The organism is Parvularcula marina (assembly GCF_003399445.1).
Classification (GTDB): domain Bacteria; phylum Pseudomonadota; class Alphaproteobacteria; order Caulobacterales; family Parvularculaceae; genus Parvularcula; species Parvularcula marina.
The window spans coordinates 1517920-1539426 of the sequence record NZ_QUQO01000001.1 but is presented as its reverse complement, the minus strand read 5'-3'; the positions used below and the strand labels follow the sequence as shown (position 1 = coordinate 1539426).

The 21507-nt window shown below is 60.0% G+C and carries 2 protein-coding genes; both read left to right on the top strand.

Features of this window, described 5'->3' with window-relative positions; genetic code table 11:
• Positions 1-124: 124 nt before the first annotated feature.
• Positions 125-20932 (top strand): calcium-binding protein, encoded by a 20808-nt coding sequence (locus DX908_RS16170; RefSeq protein ID WP_147303750.1) that lies wholly within the window; start codon positions 125-127, stop codon positions 20930-20932.
• Between the two features lie 8 nt (positions 20933-20940).
• Positions 20941-21504, top strand: a complete 564-nt coding sequence (locus DX908_RS07185) for a hypothetical protein (protein WP_116391723.1) — start codon at positions 20941-20943, stop codon at positions 21502-21504.
• Positions 21505-21507 lie beyond the last annotated feature (3 nt).

The window sequence follows — 21507 nt, the reverse complement described above, 5'->3', positions numbered from 1 at the left end:
GGAAATCAAAAATTAAGCCAGATTCCCTAGCAAACTGGTGGCGGAGTCTATCCCAAGCTGGCCCCAGGCCGGGTGGGCGTGTCTCCGCAAGGATCCGGCGAAGTGGCTAGTAGACGGGACAGTAATGGCGCGCGGTGAAAATGATAGCGATGTGAACGCTTCTGTTTCGGCGTCTGCTTCGACGTCGGAGCAACCGACGGATCGCGAGATCGTGCATAAGCCGGCAGCGGGCGAAAAGCTCTTGGTGCATACCAGCACCGATCAGATTGCGTTCGACTTTCCGATCTCTGATGTCACGGTCGAGATTGTCGATATCGACATCATCCTGACCTTCCCGGATGGTGCACAGATCATTCTCGTCGGTGCCGCTCTTAGTATCACGACGGAAGACCTCGATCCCTTCCTTTTTGCGGAAGTGCTCGTATCCGGACAGGAACTTCTTTCGCTCGTCGGCACGCTGGAAGTCGAAGAACAGATCGACATCAGCATGAAGATGACCGATGCGAGCGGGGCTAACGCATCGGCTGATCCTGACAAGGTCGTCGTTCAGGTCGTCGAAGTCCCCGTTGAAGTCGTCATCGAAGGCGAGCCGCCGAAATCCGCCGATCTCGATCTGGTTGATACGGAATTTGGTGATTCAGACCTCAATGCACGCCGCTCGCCTGCGAGTGAGGATATCTCCTCCGCCCGTGGTCAGTATACGACCCCGGCTGAAAGCAGCGCGTCGTCTGCGAAAACGCAAGACAACTCTTCTACGTTCGATCTTGGTGTGTCTGACATCAGCATCCGCCTGCTTGGTTTCACTGAGCGCACCGAGTCGGTGAACGCCTCTGGCGGGCTGACGATTGAGGGTGCAACGGCCATCGTGCCCGCGGATGTCGATCCGAATTACTCCGCACAGAGCCGGATTGAAACAATCACCGGCACTGATCTCAATGATATCATATACGCTGACAGTCCCATTCTGGCAGCAAATGGGTCAACGACACGCGTATTCGAAATTACCGTCGATATCCCTTTCAAGGGCTATGTGCCGGTCAAGGCTACCATCACCGGTCTGCCCGAAGGCTGGATTGTGCTCAACGGCGTAGAGGTTGATGGCGGATACGAATTCACGCTCGATCCTGATAATCCGAATACGTTCGAGGCGCAGATCCGCTATGTGGTTTCGGACACGACGAATGAGCCGAACGAGGATGGCGAGTTCGGCAGCGATATTCTGAGCGTCACCTACGACGTTGTGAATGAAACCGGCCAGGCCGGCATCACGAATGGCAGCGCACAGCTGGTCCAGAAATATGTCTTCTCTCAGGAAGACCAGACACTGATTGATCCACTGACCGGTGATGAAATCACTGTCCTGCCAGTCAATCCGCCGGGGAACAATGTGTTCGGCGGTAGCGGCGATGACCTCATCTTTGCAGCAATCGGAGAAGACACGCTCGATGGCGGCTCAGGCTTCGACATCCTCAGCTACGCGCTCTCGCAGCGTGCGGTCACTGTTGACCTTGCCTCCGGTGAAGTCGCAGGCGGGTATGCTGAAGGCGATCAGATTTCGAATTTCGAAGGTGTAGAAGGCTCTGCCTACGCTGATACGCTTCTGGGGAATGCGGAAGATAACTTCCTTGCCGGTCTTGCCGGCGGCGATACGCTTGATGGCCGCGGCGGCTTTGATACGGCCTCCTATGACGCCTCCGATGAAGGCGTCTATGTCGATCTTCGCGGCGGGGTATTCCTTGGCGGACATGCAAGCGGCGACTTCCTTATCTCGATTGAAGCGGTTGATGGCTCGGCATTTGATGACACGCTGATCGGGACGGACGGAGACAATGAGCTCTCCGGCCTTGGCGGTGATGATCTCCTCTTTGGTGGCCTTGGGGCGGATACGCTGACCGGCGGTGACGGAATTGATACGGCAGATTACGCAAATTCCGACGAAGCGATTTCGGTCGACCTGACCACAGGAACTGGTTCGGGCGGTGAGGCGGAAGGTGACGTCATCAGCGGCGTCGAGAATATCATCGCCACCGATTTCAACGATACGATCGTCGGCGGTGGGCTGAACAATGCCTTCTATGCAGGCGCCGGGGATGACGATCTTCTCGGTGGCGCAGGTGATGACACGCTGGAAGGTGATTTCGGCGATGACACGCTGAGAGGTGATGCAGGATCAGACATCCTTGATGGCGGTGACGGCATCGACACAGCCGACTACAGCAATTTCTCCTCTCGCGTGACGATCGACCTGCAGCTTGATCAGGTGACAACCAGCAGTGAAGATGTCGACACGCTGATCTCCATCGAGAATGCAACCGGTACGGCGTTTTCTGACATCCTGATCGGTGATGCGGGCAATAATATCCTGCGTGGCCTTGCTGGCGATGATACGCTCGAAGGCGCCATCGGTGCCGATACGCTCGATGGGGGGGCGGATAGCGACCTTGTCGATTATTCCAAGTCGGATGCTGCCGTTCAGGTCGATCTCAGCACTCAATCCGCGACGGGCGGTCATGCCGATGGCGATGTGCTGATCAGCATCGAAGGCGTTGCCGGCTCGACTTTTTCCGATGAGCTGATTGGTGACGATCAGGACAATATTTTACGCGGTAACTCCGGGAATGACACGCTGATCGGCGCAGGCGGCGCAGACGTCCTTGATGGCGGTGCCGGAACCGACGCGATCTCCTATATCAATTCGGGCGGCAGCGTCAGCGTCAACCTGCTACAGAATATCGGTACCGGGAGCGATGCGGACGGAGACACCTTCTTCTCCATCGAAAACGTCACAGGCTCCCAGTTTAGTGACTATCTGGCAGGCGATATCTCCAATAACCTCCTGCGCGGTGAAGGTGGAGACGATACGCTCGATGGCGGCGAAGGCGGGGATACGCTTGATGGCGGCGATGGATTCGACATCGCTGCCTATGCGGGGTCGGGTGCGGCGATCTTCATCGACCTGCAAAGCGGCAGCGGGGTCGGCGGCTCGGCAAGTGGTGACGTTCTTCGCTTTATCGAAGGGGTTAGCGGCTCGCGCTTTGGCGATCTTCTGATCGGTAATGATGAGGCAAACCTTCTTTCCGGTCAGGGCGGCAATGACACGCTTGAAGGCGGTGTCGGTATCGACACACTTCAGGGCGGTACTGGCGATGACCAGCTCAAGGGCGGCAGTGGCGCTGATGAGCTCCTCGGTGATACGGGTACGGATACAATTGACTACAGCGATTCAACCGCTGCGGTCCGGATTGACCTTGCGCTCAACACGGCCTCGGGCGGTGATGCGGAAGGAGATACATTCAGCAGCATCGAGAATGTCATCGGTTCAGTCGAGAATGATACACTGATCGGTAATGATACCGGGAACGTGCTCGATGGTGGCGGCGGCAATGACGTCCTTGCCGGTAATGAAGGCGCGGACACACTCGAAGGCGGCACAGGCCGTGACCGAGCGGATTATTCGCAGTCGAATGAAGGCGTCACAGTCGATCTGGCTGTAGGCACCGGGATTGGCGGGCATGCCGAAGGTGACCGACTGTCCGATATCGAAGACCTCACGGGCAGCAGTTTCGCGGACCGTCTGACCGGCAATGAAGTCAGTAACCAGATTTCTGCAGGCGATGGGGCAGACACCGTCAGCGGTGGCGTCGGTGATGATACGCTCTCAGGCGAAGGCGGCGACGATGAGTTGGAAGGCGGCGCTGGCGCAGACCGGCTTGATGGCGGCACCGGGATCGATACGGCCAGCTACCGGAATGCCAGTAGCGCGGTCAGCGTAGATCTGGTCAGCGGCATCGGCTCTGGGGCAGAAGCCAATGGCGATATCTATGTCTCGATCGAAAACCTGCTCGGCTCTGCCTTCGGTGATAATCTGCAAGGGGACGATAGCGCCAACTTCCTTGATGGGGGTGCCGGCAATGATACGCTGAATGGCCGTCTCGGTATCGACACTCTTGATGGCGGTGCCGGCGATGACCTGCTGCAGGGCGGTGAAGGCGGTGACGAGCTTCACGGCGGGGCAGGGCTCGACACGGTTTCCTATCTGGAATCGACCGGGGCCGTCATTATTGATCTTGAGAACAGCACGGCCAGCGGCGGTACGGCGACTGGCGATACGTTCTTCAGTATAGAAAATGTGATTGGCTCGGCTTTCTCGGATATTCTGACTGGCGATACACAAGCCAATGTGCTCTCCGGCGCGGGCGGAAATGACACGCTTCGTGGCGGCGAGGGTGCAGATACGCTTGAAGGTGGCGCCGGCATCGATACTGCTGACTATCAGGCTTCGCTTGTCGCGGTTGATGTCAATTTGCAGACCGGTGCCGGGCTCGGCGGTGATGCGGAAGGCGACCAGCTCTCCAGCATTGAGAATCTTGAAGGCTCAGCTCTGTCGGATACGCTGACGGGCAACTCATCAGCAAACGTTCTTTCCGGAAATGCAGGCGATGATGAGCTGGCGGGCGGTGTTGGCGCGGACACGCTTCTTGGCGGCCTGGGTCAGGACATGGCGTCCTATCTTGGCTCCAGCGCAGGCGTCTTTGTGGATCTTGCTGCGGGAACCGCCTCGTTCGGTGATGCGGCAGGCGATGTCCTCTCCAGTATTGAGAACCTGCGCGGCTCTACCTTTGCTGACACACTTCTCGGTACAATCGACACGAATGATCTCTATGGTGAAGCCGGAAACGACGTCCTCGATGGCGCTGGAGGAGACGACCGTCTCTTTGGCGGAACAGGTGATGACACGCTTCAGGGCGGGGCAGGCGCTGACACTCTTGATGGCGGGGATGGCTCTGATACGGCGCGCTATACCGGCTCGCTCAATGCGATCACGGTCGATCTGGGCAATGGCATCGGGATCGGCGGGGACGCTGCCGGTGACGTTTATATCCTTATAGAGAATATCGAAGGCTCGGAAGGCAACGACCTGCTGATCGGCAGTGACGAACAGAACGAGCTTTTGGGTGCAGGTGGCGATGATACGCTGATCGGCCTTGGCGGCGGCGATTACCTAGACGGCGGCACAGGCCGCGACGCAGTTGATTATTCCGCTTCCAGCACCGCAGTTGGTATCGACCTCTCGGTCGGCGCAGGCACAGGCGGCGATGCACAGTTCGACACATTCAACTCGATCGAGATCGTCTTCGGTTCCGCATTCGCCGATACGCTGACCGGCGATATGTTCGACAATCTGCTCGAGGGGCGGGTTGGCAATGACACGCTGCGCGGCGGTGAGGGGACTGACACGCTCGAAGGCGGCGCGGATGATGATCTGCTTGTTGGCGGGGCCGGCGGAGACCTGATCCGCGGCGGCGATGGTCTTGATACGGTCAGTTATGACAGCTCTGTTTCAGCCGTCAGTGTCAATCTCTCAACCAATAGCGCAACGGGCGGTCATGCGACGGGTGACACGCTCGAAGGCGTTGAAAATGCAACGGGGTCTTCCTTTAACGACACGCTGATCGGTGATGCGCTCGGCAATATCCTGAGCGGTGGCAGCGGAGCAGACCAACTCGACGGCCTTGGTGGCGAAGACACGATCTTCGGCGAAGGCGGTGCTGATACGTTGGTCGGCAGCGAAGGTGGTGACCACCTTGATGGCGGCGCAGGCATCGATACGGCTGATTACTCGGCATCCACCGCAGGCATTGTCGTTGATCTCCAGCTTGGTACAGGGTTTGGTGGTCTCGCCGAAGCGGACACTCTGACCAATATAGAAAACGTGCTGGGGTCTCTCTTCAATGACCGCATCAATGGGACAATCTTTTCTAACGTCCTCAGCGGCCTTGATGGTGATGACACCCTGGAAGGCGGCGCCGCAGGCGATACGCTGGATGGTGGTACAGGCACTGATATTGCATCGTATACGTCCTCCAGCGCAGCCGTCACAGTTGATTTGGGCGCAGGTACGGCTTCTGGCGGGCATGCGAATGGCGATGTCCTGATCTCCATTGAAGGCATCGAAGGCTCGCAATATGCCGATGACCTGACAGGCGACACTGGCGCCAATGAACTCTGGGGCCTTGCCGGTAATGACAGCCTCGACGGCGGTGATGGCGATGACTATCTTCGGGGCGGCGCAGATCAGGATGAGCTTGATGGCGGCATCGGTGCCGACACGCTTGACGGCGGCGCCGGGGTCGATACGGCAACCTATATAAACTCAGCTCAAGGAGTAAATGTTGACCTGACGCTACAGACCGCCACTGGTGGTTCGGCTCAGGGCGATGTCCTGATTGGGATCGAAAATCTGCGCGGTTCTGAGTTTGGTGACTTGCTGCAGGGCGATGTCTCAACTAACCAACTCGATGGTGGCGCAGGCGATGACACGCTGATCGGTCTTGCCGGCGCTGATACGCTCATTGGCGGCTTCGGCATTGACCTTGCGGATTACAGCTCCTCTGCGGGGGCAATTGATGTTGATCTTGGCGGCGGATTTGGCACCGGCGGGGATGCCCAGGGTGATGTCCTGATCTCCATCGAAAATGTTCTGGGTACAGCCGGCAATGACCGTATCGTCGGCAGTCTTGATGACAACCTTCTCGAAGGGGCTGGCGGCTCAGACCTTATCTATGGCGGCTTCGGTGTCGATACGCTGCTTGGCGGCGATCTTGATGATACGTTGCAGGGCGGGGCCGAAGGTGACCAGATCATCGGCGGTGCCGGGACGGACATTGCCGATTATTCTGACAGTACGCAGGCGGTCTATATCGACATCCAGCTCCAGCAATTCCTCTTTGGCAGCGCCGAGGGCGACACGCTGATTGAGATCGAAGGCATCTTCGGCAGTAGCGGCGCGGATACGATCCTTGGGGATGCGGGCGCGAACCTGCTGCGCGGCGGGGATGGGAACGATATCCTCACCGGCCGGGATGGCGATGATTCCGTCTACGGTGAATCGGGCTCTGACACGATTATCGGTGGGGCCGGGCAGGACTTGATCGATGGCGGTGTCGGCGTTGATACGGTGGACTACTCGGCTTCTGTCAGTGGTGTGTCGATCTTCCTTGCCTCTAATCTCGGCTTTGGCGGGGATGCAGAAGGTGACATCATCTTCGCGGTCGAGAATGTCATCGGTTCCAGCCAGAATGACAGCCTCGTCGGCGATAACATTATCAACCAGCTATATGGCGGTGTCGGCAATGACACGATCGAGGGCGCTGGCGGTGGCGACATCATGGATGGCGGTGACGGGACGGACCTTCTGTCCTATCAGTCCTCCGTCTCTGGGGTCACGGTCTCACTCGCCGCGGGAACGGGCAGCGGTGGTGATGCGCAGGGCGATAATTTCACGGATTTCGAGAACCTGCTCGGTTCCATCTTCAATGACCACCTGACAGGCGATACGGGTGCGAACTTCATCGGCGGCCTTGGTGGCGATGACACACTGATCGGCGGGCAGGGCGCGGACACACTCGAGGGCGGAACAGGGACGGACACGGCCGATTATTCGAGTTCGGGCGCAGCGGTCAGTGTCGATCTCGCGGCCGGTAGCGGCACGGGCGGCGATGCTGACGGCGATGTCCTAACAGGCATCGAGAACGTGACGGGGTCGGATGCAGGGGACTCCCTGACCGGGGATATATTTGCCAACCTGCTCGATGGGCGGGCCGGTGATGACACGCTGTCTGGCGCAGAAGGCAGCGATACCTTGCGCGCCCAGTCCGGCAATGACCGTCTGATCGGCGGCGCAGGCGGCGATATTCTCGATGGTGGGACCGGGATCGATACGGCTGATTATCGCTCCTCCATGCAAGGGATCACGATCAGTCTCGTTGACGGGGTCGCTCTTGGCGGGGATGCCACAGGCGATACATTGATCGGTATCGAGAATATCGATGGCACTAGCCTCAATGATGTCATCACGGCCGATGGCGGGGCGAACCAGCTTCTCGGGCTGGAAGGGAATGACTCCCTTGATGGTCTTGGTGGGGACGATACGCTGGATGGCGATGTCGGGGACGACACGATTGATGGGGGCGAAGGCGCAGACCTTCTGACGGGCGGGATCGGAACCGATATCGTCTCTTATCTCTCCTCGTCCGGTGGGGTGACGGTTGATCTTGTCGCGGGCACGGCGTCGGGCGCCAGCGCGACCGGCGATACGATCAGCGGGTTTGAGGGCATCTACGGCTCGAACTTTGCCGACACACTGTCGGGCGATGCGGGTAATAACGTCCTCTCCGGCAATGACGGCAATGATTTGCTTGCAGGGCGCGCAGGCGCAGATACGCTTGATGGCGGGGCCGGGACCGATACGGCGGACTACTCTGAATCCGCTGCTGCGGTGACGATTGACCTTGGCACAGGCTCCGCATCCGGCGGGGATGCGGCGGGCGATACATTCGTCAGTATCGAAAACATTATCGGCAGCGCCTTTAATGACAGTCTGACGGGGAACGCCGTTGCCAATACGTTTGCTGGCGGCACGGGCAATGACACTCTGACGGGCGGTCTTGGCGATGACACGCTTTACGGCGAAGACGGCGACGACAGCCTGATTGGGAATGCAGGCGCCGACCGCCTTGAAGGTGGAACGGGGACGGACGTTGTCAGCTACGCGCTTTCACTCGAAGCCGTCACGGTTGATCTCTCAACCGGTACCGGCAGCGGCGGGGATGCGGTTGGCGATATCCTGATTGATATCGAGAACCTTGAAGGCTCAAGCTTTGCGGACAGGCTGACAGGGGATGACGCGGATAACCTGCTTGAGGGCCGCGATGGCTCGGACACGCTGGCGGGCGGTGTCGGTGCCGACACGCTTGATGGCGGGGCGCAGGCTGATATCGCTGACTATTCCCAGTCCGCGCAGGCGGTCAGTATCGATCTTCAGAACGGGATCTATTTTGGCGGCGATGCCGACGGCGATGTCCTCATCAGTATTGAGGGGATCATCGGTTCCGACGGAGATGATACGCTGATCGGGAATAGCGGGGCGAACGCCCTCTATGGCAGCCTTGGGGACGACCTCTTCCAGGGGTTGGCCGGCGGTGACACGCTGGATGGCGGCGTTGGGACGGATACGATCGATTACAATGCCTCTGACGCAGGCGTGAATGTCAATCTCGCCAGCGGGATCGGCATTGGTGGCCATGCGCAAGGCGATGTCATCACGGATGTCGAGAATGTTCTTGGCTCTGATCATGATGATACGCTGACAGGCAACGGCTTTGCTAACCAGCTTTCTGGCGCACTTGGCAACGACTCTATCGCAGCCAGTGCAGGGGATGACACGCTTGAGGGCGAAGAGGGCAATGACACGCTCGCAGGCGGCGCTGGCGCGGATTCAATCGATGGCGGCGCGGATATCGACTGGGTCAGCTACGAGACGTCTTCGGGGGCCGTCACTATTGATCTCTCCACCGGCGCTACCGCTGGCGGGGATGCCGCGGGCGATACACTCACCGGCATCGAGAATATCTCGGGCTCTGCGGGGGCGGATGACTTGACCGGGGACGCGGGCGCGAACCATCTTCTCGGCAATGGTGGGGATGACACGCTTTCGGGTCTTGCGGGCAATGACACGCTGGATGGTGGCGCTGGACGCGACACGGCAGATTTCAGCGAAGCGACGAATTCTGTCACGGTCGATCTCAACAGTGATTCCGCAAATGGCGCCGATATCGGCAGCGACAGCCTGACGGGTATCGAAAACGTCATTACCGGGAGCGGTGATGACACAATCACGGGCGACAGCGCCGCAAACCTTCTGTCCTCAGGCGCAGGTGATGACAGCCTGGTCGGGGACGCCGGCAACGACACACTGCTTGGCGGTGAAAATGACGACACGCTGGTTGGCGGAACAGGCGGCGATGTCCTTGATGGCGGCACGGGCCGGGATGTTGCGGATTACCGGCTTTCAGCCTCACCAGTTACGATCGATCTTGGCACCGGAACGGGCAGCGGCGGCGATGCTGCAGGCGACAGCTTCATTTCGATCGAAGACATTATCGGCTCGAATGGCGATGACGTCATCACCGGCGATGTAAATGCGAATATTCTTTCTGGTGCTGCGGGTACGGATATTCTTGATGGCGCTGAGGGGGATGACACCCTTCAGGGTGACAGCGGCGACGACACGCTGATCGGCGGGCTTGGTGCAGACCGTATCCTTGGCGGCACTGGCATCAATACGATTTCCTTTGCGACGGCGCTTGGCGGCATCATCATCAATCTTCAGCTTGGACAAGGGCTCGCAGGCGAAGCGGCTGGCGACCAATATGTCGATATACAGAACGTCACCGGCAGCGATTTTGACGACTCGATCACTGGCGACACGGGCGCGAACACACTTGAAGGCGGCGGCGGAGACGACACACTCGCGGGTGGCGCAGGCTCAGACTTGCTCAGTGGCGGGGCGGGTCAGGACGTAGCCGACTATAGCGCATCAGGCGTTGCGGTATCCGTCGATCTGGCGCTTGGGCAGGGGGCAAGCGGGGACGCCAATGGCGACACGCTGACCGGCATCGAAGATATCATTGGCTCGAACCATGCCGACACGCTGACAGGCGACACGGCAGCCAATATCATCACAGGCGGGATTGGGAATGACCTCCTGACCGGCGGCGGCGGCGATGACCAGTTGATCGGTGGTCAGGGTAATGACTCGCTCGAAGGTGGCGCAGGTGCCGACACACTCGACGGCGGGGTTGGTTCGGATACGGCGCTTTATACGAATTCAGCCTCTGGCGTTATTATCGATCTTGAGGCGGGGACAGCCAGCGGCGGGGATGCCGAGGGCGATGTCCTGACTGCGATTGAAAACCTGTCGGGCTCCGCAAGTGACGATATCCTGTTTGGCGATATCGGCGCCAATGTGCTGTCCGGTGCGGGCGGGCAGGACAGCCTTGTTGGTCGTGCGGGCAGCGACACCCTTCTGGGCGATGCTGGCAATGACACGCTCTCGGGCGGGGCGGATGCGGACATCATCGACGGCGGCACCGGTACGGACACGGTCGATTATTCTCAGTCGGTGGATGGGGTCAACCTGTTCCTGACAGTCGGTCTTGGCTCGGGCGGTGATGCAGAGGGAGATTTCGTCTCCAATGTCGAGAATATCATTGGCTCACTGACGGGCGATGATCACCTGCGCGGCTCTGATGCCATCAACATCCTGACGGGCGGCGGCGGCGATGATTCGCTCGAAGGTCTCGGGGCGGACGATATCCTTGATGCCGGAGACGGGGATGACACGCTGGTCGGCGGCACAGGCGGCGATATCCTTCAGGGTGGTCTTGGGTTCGATATTGCTGACTATGGCAATTCGATTGCCGGTGTTGTCGTCGATCTGTCCAATCCGGGCGCAGTCACGGGCGGCGATGCCGCCGGGGATGTGCTGACTGGCATTGAAGGGGTGTACGGTACATCTGTCGATGACCTTCTGATCGGCGATGCGCTGGGCAATGAGCTGCGCGGTCGCGGCGGCAATGACACGCTGGCGGGCGGCGTTGGCGCGGACACGCTGGATGGCGGCAGCGGTACGGACCGTGTCGATTACACGAACTCCGATCAGGCGGTGATCATCAATCTGCAGGCAGGAACCGCTTCGGGTGGTCATGCGCAGGGCGATGTCCTCATCGACATCGAAGATGTTCTGGGTTCGGCCTTCAATGATCTTCTGACCGGGAATGTGGGAAGCAATGCGCTCTCCGGGCAGGGGGGCGATGATACGCTGATCGGGCTTGGCGGGGCGGATACTCTGACAGGCGGGGCCGGCATCGACCTTGTTGATTATAGCGCATCGAGCGCACCCGTCTCTGTCAGCCTGCTGACGGGTGGCGGAATTGGCGGCGATGCGGCGGGCGATGTCCTGATCGAGATCGAGAATATCCGAGGATCGTCCGGCAACGACACACTAGAAGGCTCCACCGTCGAAAACCTCCTCGAAGGCGGGGCGGGCAATGATTCCATTCTCGGTGACGCAGGCGATGACACGCTCGACGGGGGCGATGGCGCGGACACGCTCGAAGGCGGCGCAGGCGCGGACATCCTTGAGGGCGGGGCGGGCATCAATACGGCGTCCTATTCCGCTTCCGGCGGCGCGGTAACGATCAATCTGAGTGCGAATACTCACTCAGGGGCCGATGCGGACGGAGACTCGCTCCTCAATATCCAGAATATCACCGGCAGCCTCTTTGCGGATGGCCTGACGGGCGATGCGCAGGCGAACCGGATTGACGGCAGTGAAGGCAATGACACACTGATCGGTCTTGCGGGTGCCGACACCCTGATTGGTGGCGCCGGTTTTGATACGGCCGATTATTCGGCATCCGCCTTGGGTGTCGATGTCCAGCTCTTTGTCGGCAATCTTGGTGTTGGCGGTGATGCGGATGGCGACACCCTCGAAGGAATCGAGAACATCATCGGCTCTGACTTCGATGATAGTCTGACTGGGGACAGTCTCGGCAACAACCTTGTCGGCGGGCAGGGCGATGACCTCGTCGAAGGCGGCGCAGGCGCGGATACGCTTGTCGGTGGCCTCGGTGAAGACACGCTTGTCTATGCCAATTCGACCTCTGGGGTTGATGTCGATCTTCAGGCGGGGACGGCGACAGGTGGCCACGCAACAGGCGATGTCATCTCCGGTTTTGAAGTACTTTCCGGCTCGTCACTTGATGACACGCTGGCTGCCGCCGATACGGGCAGCACGCTGCGCGGTAATCTTGGGGCAGACATTCTCTATGGCGGTGCGGCAGCAGACCTCATGGAAGGCGGGAATGGTTCCGACACGCTGCATGGCAGTCTGGGGACTGATACGCTTGATGGCGGTGCATCGAGTACGGACCTTGTTGATTATTCTGGCTCGGCCCTTGGGGTCACCGTCAATCTTGCAACGAACATCAATACCGGCGGCGATGCCGATGGCGATGATATCTCCGGTATTGAATATGTGACGGGCAGTGCGTTTGCGGACCGCTTGACCGGTGACACCAATGCCAACGCCCTGACCGGCGGCACGGGCGATGACACGCTTCAAGGCGGCGCGGGCGCAGATACGCTGACGGGCGGCGACGGTATCGATACCGCGACCTATGAGCTTTCGGCCTCTGCCGTGACGATCAACCTGTTGACCGGCGTTCATTTTGGCGGCGATGCAGCCAATGACGTGCTGATCGAAATCGAAAATGTCATGGGGTCGGCATTTGGCGACAACTTGACCGGTGACGGTGCCGTCAACATCATTGACGGCGGGGACGGCAATGACACGATCGAGGGCGGAGCAGGCGCGGATAACCTGATCGGTGGTCTGGGAACGGATCTTCTTTCGTATTTCAATGCCGGTTCAGGCGTCATCCTCTCACTCGAAACGGGGCTCGGCACAGGCGGGGATGCCGCCGGTGACACGGTTTCAGGGTTTGAGCAGGTGCAGGGCTCGGGCTTTGATGATCAGATTACGGCGAGCAATACAGGCTCCGTTATCTCGGGTCTCGCGGGTAGTGACACGCTGCAGGGCGGCACAAGTGCGGATACGCTTGATGGCGGTGAGGATGATGACACCCTCTATGGCGATGGCGGGAATGACAGCCTGCTCGGCAATGACGGCGCGGATCTGATCGACGCGGGCGACGGAGACGACACAATCTTTGGCGGCGAGGATGATGACACCATCCTCAGCGGTCTGGGCGCGGATGTTCTCAATGGCGGGACAGGCCGCGATGTCGCAGATTATAGTGCAGATACGGAAGATCTGATTGTTGACCTTGGCGGGACCAGTACGGGCGGCACGGCCGAGGGTGACACATATGTCTCGATTGAAATCGTGCGCGCAGGCAGTGGCGATGACGTTCTGACCGGTAACTCCGGCCAGAATGAGCTTTACGGCTTTGACGGTAACGACACCCTGGCTGGGCTCTCCGGCATCGATACACTGGATGGCGGCGATGGCATCGACTGGCTCGATTACAGCGCGTCGGCCTTCGGGGTTGTCGTGGACCTCTCGATCAATGTCGGCGGAGCAGGTGATGCAGCGGGTGATGTCATCCTCAATGTCGAGAATATTCTCGGTACGGCGTTTGGTGACTCTCTCATTGGTGATGCGCTCGACAACGAATTCCAGGGCGATTCCGGCAATGATACGCTCGAGGGACGTGGCGGCGCCGATACACTTGACGGCGGAGCGGGCACGGATATCGCCTCCTATATCAACTCATCCGTAGGCGTGACAGCCAGCCTTGCCAATGCGGCGATCAATACCAATGATGCGTTGGGTGATGTCTATATCGATATCGAAAACCTGACGGGGTCGCTTTTCAACGACCTCCTGTTTGGCGATGCCCAAAACAACATCCTTCGTGGCGAGCAGGGCGACGACGAGATCTCCGGCGATGATGGCGACGATGAGCTTTATGGCGGTGACGGCAACGACACGCTTGTTGGAGGCGCAGGCGCGGACCGCATCGAAGGCGGCAACGGCATCGACGTTGTCGATTACTCAGCATCCACGCAAGGTGTCACGGTGCGCCTCGGTCTTGGCTTCAGTCAGGGCGGAGATGCAGAGGGCGACCTGATCCTCGAAGTCGAGCACGTCATCGGCACAAATTTCAACGATGCGCTTTACTCTGGCTCAGCGGATGAAACCCTGATCGGCGGCAGCGGGAATGATATCATCAGCAGTGGGGGTGGTGCTGACGAAATCGATGCCGGAACCGGAAACGACACCATCAATGCTGGTTCGGGAGCGGATAATATTGACGGTGGCGATGGGATCGACTGGATCACCTTTGATGGCGGCGCGATCACGATTGACCTGACGACCGGGACGGGTCTCGGCAACCATGCGCAGGGCGATACCTATACGGATATTGAGAATATCAGCGCCACAAATGGCAGTGACAGCCTGATCGGTGACGACAATGCCAATGAAATACAGGGGCATGGCGGCGCGGATACGATCCGGGGCGGCGGCGAGGACGATATCTTGCGCGGCTCAAGTGGTCAGGACAGCATCTTTGGTGATGATGGTGACGACCGGATCTTCGGTGACAGCGAGAATGACGTTCTCGATGGTGGTGCCGGGAATGATACAATCTCGGGCGGGACAAGCAATGACGTCCTTCTGGGCCAGGCCGGGGATGACGCCCTCGACGGCGGCACAGGCCACGACAATATTGATGGCGGTGCGGACAATGACGTCATCACCGGCGATGACGGCGAAGATACGCTGACCGGCGGTGACGGGGATGACACGATCTCCGGCGGTGACGAGGAAGATCTTATACTGAGTGATGCCGGCGCCGATGATATCGATGGCGGCGCGGATGTCGATATTCTCGATTTCTCCGGTTCCACCGGCGTCAACGTCAATCTGCTGACCGGAACGGGTGTTGGCGGACATGCCGAAGGCGACACATACGCCAATCTCGAGCACATCATCGGCTCGGCATTTGCGGATACGCTGATCGGCGGAGACATCTCCGAAACGCTTGCTGGCGGCGAGGGCGATGACTTGCTCGAAGGCAATCTCGGTGCGGATGTCATCTCAGGCGGCAACGGGACGGACACGATTTCCTATTCCTCTTCGGCGACGGGGGTGCTGGTCAATCTCAGCCTCAGCCTGTTCCTGCTGGGCGATGCCGCAGGTGATACGGTCACGGAAGTCGAGAGCATCATCGGCTCTGCACATGATGATGATCTCACCGGTGACGCAGGCGCTAACCTGATTGAGGCCGGCGACGGCAACGACACACTCGGCGGCCAGTTCACCGCTGCGGAAGACACACTGGATGGTGAGGGCGGCATCGACCTCCTCGATATCAGTGATGCGTCGGCCGGGGCGACGGTTGATCTTCTGCTGGGGCAGGCGAGCAGCGGTGGTAATACGATCTCTCTCATCAGTATCGAGAATGTCCGAGGTACCGATTTCGATGACTCAATTGTCGGCGACACGCTCGACAACGTGATCTTTGCCGGTGACGGTCAGGATACGGTCGAGGGGAATGACGGCAATGACTCGATCGACGGGCAGAGCAGTTCGGACGTCCTCGACGGCAATGCCGGGGATGACACGATCGATGGCGGCAGTGATGATGACACCGTCCGCGGCGGCATCGGCGCGGACTCGCTGCGCGGCAGCGCGGGCCGGGATAATCTCGATGGCGGCGATGACAATGACACGCTTGATGGCGGGTCGGGCGACGACACGCTGATCGGTGGCGCCGGGACGAACCAGCTTGTCGGTGGAGCCGACAATGACGTCATCATCGGCGGTGCGGGCACGGACGATATTGATGGCGGTACCGGAACCGATACGGTCGATTACAGCGCTTCTGCCGCAGGGGTCACGATTGACCTTGCGCTCGGCACCGCCGCGGGTGGCGATGCCGCAGGCGACACGCTGACCTCGATCGAAAACATCATCGGGTCGGACAGCGCGGATAGCATCACCGGCAGTGACAGCGCCAACAGTTTCGACCTGCTCAATGGCGACGACACGGTTATTGCATCGCTCGGTGCGGACACGATCATCGGCGGCAGCGGCACGGATGTCGTCGATTACTCCGCAGCCGGCGGGGCGATGACGATCCTTCTGACAGGGGGCGCCTCGACGGGCAGCCTGGCACAGGGCGACCAGCTTTCGGGCATTGAGCATGTCATCGCAGGCGATTTCAATGACCGGCTGGTGGGCGGCACTCTCGCGGAAACGCTCGATGGCGGCGATGGTGATGACACGCTGGCAGGCGGGATCAATGCGGACCACCTGATCGGTGGCGACGGCACGGACCTTCTCGATTTCTCTGCCGCCCTGAGTGCGGTTGCAGCCGACCTCAGCGCAGGCACAGGCTCCGCGGGCGAAGCCAGTGGCGACACCTATGTCAGTATCGAGAATATTCTGGGCTCATCCTATAATGACACGCTGACCGGCGATGCGATGGTCAACACCCTGACCGGCGGGTCGGGCAATGACATCCTGCGCGGCGGGGCCGGGGCGGATGTCCTTGACGGCGGTATCGGGACAGATACGGCAGACTACACCGGCTCGCTGGCGATCAATATCGATCTTGCCGCCCAGACCGTGACGGGCGGCGATGGAACGGGCGATACGCTCATCAGTATCGAGAGCGTCATAGCAACCGCCAATGCGGACACCATCGCAGGCAGTTCTGCGGATAACCGCATCGAAGCTGGTGGCGGCAATGACACGATCACGGCATCGCAAGGCGCAGACACGATCATCGGCGGCAGCGGTACGGATCAGCTTACCTATGCGGGATCTGATGACGGCATCATCCTGACGCTCGATGGCACGGCTGGCTCCGGCGGGTTTGCAGAAGGCGAATCCGTCTCCGGCGTCGAGCACGTCATCGGCAGCGATTTTGCCGACACCATCATCGGCGTCGGCGTTGCTGAAACGCTCGAAGGCGGCGCAGGCGCTGACCGGCTTGAAGGCGCGGACGGCAATGACAGCCTTGATGGCGGCAATGACAATGACACGCTGGTCGGCGGCAGCGGTGCGGACACGCTAACGGGCGGTGGCGGGCTCGATACGATCGACTATACCGGTTCCTCCTCCGGCGTGACGATTAATCTGGGTACGAATGCAGCTTCCGGTGGCCACGCGGCGGGCGATGTCTTCAGCGGCATTGAGAATGTGACAGGGTCGAGCTCGAATGATGATTTGACCGGCGATGGCGGGGACAACGTCCTCGACGGTGCAGGTGGCAACGACACACTCACTGGCGGTGCAGGCGCGGATACGCTGACTGGCGGTGCTGGTCAGGATACGGCAGATTACACCGGCTCTGCCGCCGTCACGATCAATCTGGGCGCTGGGACGGCGTCCGGCGGTGATGCAGCAGGCGATGTCCTCAACTCAATCGAAAATCTGATCGGTTCAGCACAAGGCGATGTTCTGACTGGCGACGGGGTTGCTAACCGCCTCGATGGGGCAGGCGGCGCGGACACGCTTGATGGTGGTGTGGGCGATGACACGCTGATTGGCGGGGCTGATGATGATCTCTTCCTCGGCGGGGCTGGCGCTGATGACCTTCAGGGTGATGGCGGTACGGACGAAGTCGATTATAGCGGCTCGGCCTCAGGCGTGACGCTGTCGCTGGCAAGCGGCGGTACGGGCGGCGATGCAGCTGGCGACAGCTATACCAGCATTGAGAATGTCACGGGCTCAGGCTCCGCTGACGATATCACCGGCGATGCCGGGGACAATGTGCTCGACGGTGCAGGTGGCGACGATACGCTCAATGGCGGCGCAGGCGCTGATACGCTGACCGGCGGCGCTGGTCAGGACACGGCAGATTATACGGGTTCTGCCGCCGTCAATATCGACCTTGGGGCTGGAACCACGTCCGGCGGAGACGCTGCAGGCGATGTCCTCAACTCTATCGAGAACGTCATCGGCTCGGCGCAGGGTGATACCCTGACGGGTGATACAGGCGCCAACCGCCTTGATGGGGCTGGCGGCGATGATGAGTTCATCGGCAGTGCTGGCAATGACACGCTGGTCGGCGGTACAGGGACCAATAGCGTCAGCTATGCCGCAATCGGCGGTGGGGTCGTCCTCAATCTCGCGGCCGGGACAGCGACAGGTGCTTCGCTGGGGTCGGACAGCCTGTCCGGTATCCAGAATGCGACAGGCACGGCCGCGGCAGACAGCCTGACAGGTGATGGCAATGCTAACCGTCTCGAAGGCGGCAGCGGATCCGACACACTTGATGGCGGGACGGGCGATGATACGCTGATCGGCGGCGCCGATGATGATCTCTTCCTCGGCGGGGCCGGCGCTGATGACCTTCAGGGTGATGGCGGTACGGACGAAGTTGATTACAGCGGCTCAGCCTCTGGCGTGACGCTTTCGCTGGCGAGCGGCGGCACAGGCGGTGATGCAGCAGGCGACAGCTACACCAGCATTGAGAATGTCACGGGCTCGGGCTCGGATGACGATATCACCGGCGATGCCGGGAACAATGTACTCGACGGCGCAGGTGGCGACGATACGCTCAATGGCGGCGCGGGCGCTGATACGCTGACCGGCGGTGCTGGTCAGGACACGGCAGATTATACGGGTTCTGCCGCCGTCACGATCAATCTGGGCGCCGGGACGGCGTCTGGCGGGGACGCTGCAGGCGATGTCCTCAACTCAATCGAAAATCTGATCGGCTCGGCGCAAGGCGATGTTCTGACGGGCGACGGCACGGCGAACCGCCTCGATGGCGCGGGCGGCGCGGACACACTCGATGGTGGGGCTGGCGACGATACGCTGGTGGGCGGCACTGGCGATGATGTCTTCATCGGCGGTGCGGGGGCTGACGATCATCAGGGTGATGGCGGTACGGATGAAGTCGATTACAGCGGTGCAGCTTCTGGCGTGACCTTGTCACTGGCGAGTGGCGGCACGGCAGGTGACGCCGCTGGCGATACTTATAGCAGCATTGAGAATGTTATCGGCTCTGCGCAGGCAGACAGCCTGACTGGCGACGGGGTTGCCAACCGTCTGGAAGGCGGTAGCGGCGCCGACACACTTGATGGCGGGGCGGGCGATGACACGCTTGTTGGCGGGGCTGATGATGATGTCTTCATCAGCGGCGCTGGCGCTGATGACCTTCAGGGTGATGGCGGTACGGACGAAGTTGATTATAGCGGCTCGGCTTCTGGCGTGACGCTCTCACTCTCAACCGGCGGCACGGGCGGCGATGCGGCTGGCGATAGCTACACCAGCATTGAGAATGTCACGGGCTCAGGCTCCGCTGACGATATCACCGGCGATGCCGGGGACAATGTGCTCGACGGTGCAGGTGGCGACGATACGCTCAATGGCGGCGCAGGCGCTGATACGCTGACCGGCGGCGCTGGTCAGGACACGGCAGATTATACGGGTTCTGCCGCCGTCAATATCGACCTTGGGGCTGGAACCACGTCCGGCGGAGACGCTGCAGGCGATGTCCTCAACTCTATCGAGAACGTCATCGGCTCGGCGCAGGGTGATACCCTGACGGGTGATACAGGCGCCAACCGCCTTGATGGGGCTGGCGGCGATGATGAGTTCATCGGCAGTGCTGGCAATGACACGCTGGTCGGCGGTACAGGGACCAATAGCGTCAGCTATGCCGCAATCGGCGGTGGGGTCGTCCTCAATCTCGCGGCCGGGACAGCGACAGGTGCTTCGCTGGGGTCGGACAGCCTGTCCGGTATCCAGAATGCGACAGGCACGGCCGCGGCAGACAGCCTGACAGGTGATGGCAATGCTAACCGTCTCGAAGGCGGCAGCGGATCCGACACACTTGATGGCGGGACGGGCGATGATACGCTGATCGGCGGCGCCGATGATGATCTCTTCCTCGGCGGGGCCGGCGCTGATGACCTTCAGGGTGATGGCGGTACGGACGAAGTTGATTACAGCGGCTCAGCCTCTGGCGTGACGCTTTCGCTGGCGAGCGGCGGCACAGGCGGTGATGCAGCAGGCGACAGCTACACCAGCATTGAGAATGTCACGGGCTCGGGCTCGGATGACGATATCACCGGCGATTCTGGCGACAACGTCATCGACGGCGGGGACGGCAATGACACGCTGGAAGGCGGTGGCGGTGCCGACACGCTCAGTGGCGGTGCAGGTAATGATACCTTCAATCTCGATGAGGATCTGATCGACCTTTCCTCCATCATCGATGGGGGCACAGGCGATGACAGGGTCAATGTTTCCGACACCAGTGGTGGCGGCTTCAACGCAGCAGATCTTTTCAGTACCCTGCATGATGTCGAGGTGATCGACTTCACCGGCGCGGGTGTCAGCGCGACGATTGATCTGAACGCTGCCGCGGTACAGGCGATGACGGATGCCGATAATGAGCTCACCCTCTATATCGACGGCGATGACACGCTGAACCTGACCGGCACTTATACGACCGATGTCGTGAGCGGGACGGAAACTGTTTATACGTTTACGGATGCCATGAGTAATCCCATCGCGGAACTCACTGTGTTCACTGGATAGGGCGAAACATGGCGAAGGCAGAACAGGCAGAAGAAAACCACTGGCCGGGTTTCGTCGACGCCCTGTCGACGATCGTCATGGTCGTGACGTTTCTTCTCATTATTCTTGCGATTGCGATTTTCGTGCTCTCGCTAAAGATCGTTGATGTGCGGGTTGAGAACCCCGTCGGGGAGTCCACCAACCTTGATAAGACCGAAGTCATCACCATCGAGCAGGACGAGCGCGTCAAGGAGACAACCGAGCACGCCGCTCTCGTCTTCCAGAGCAGTGAGAAACTGACCTTGCAATTCATCGGCAGGACAGTCGATGTCGATGAGGAGTCTGAGCGGCTGATCAAAGGCTATTTCAATCAGGTTGTGGGTGAAGACAAAAATCCCATGGCCATCACATCGTACTTTGTCGCTCAGGACGGCGCGTATACGAGCAAGCAGCGCCTTGCGTATTATCGGGCGATGGCGGTTCGAAATATGCTCATCGAAGAGGGCTATTCGGGCGACGACGTGACCGTCCGAGTCCGGCATACCGAAAATCAGGATCTGGCTGACCAGGTAGAGATCATCAGGTTGCGCTAAACG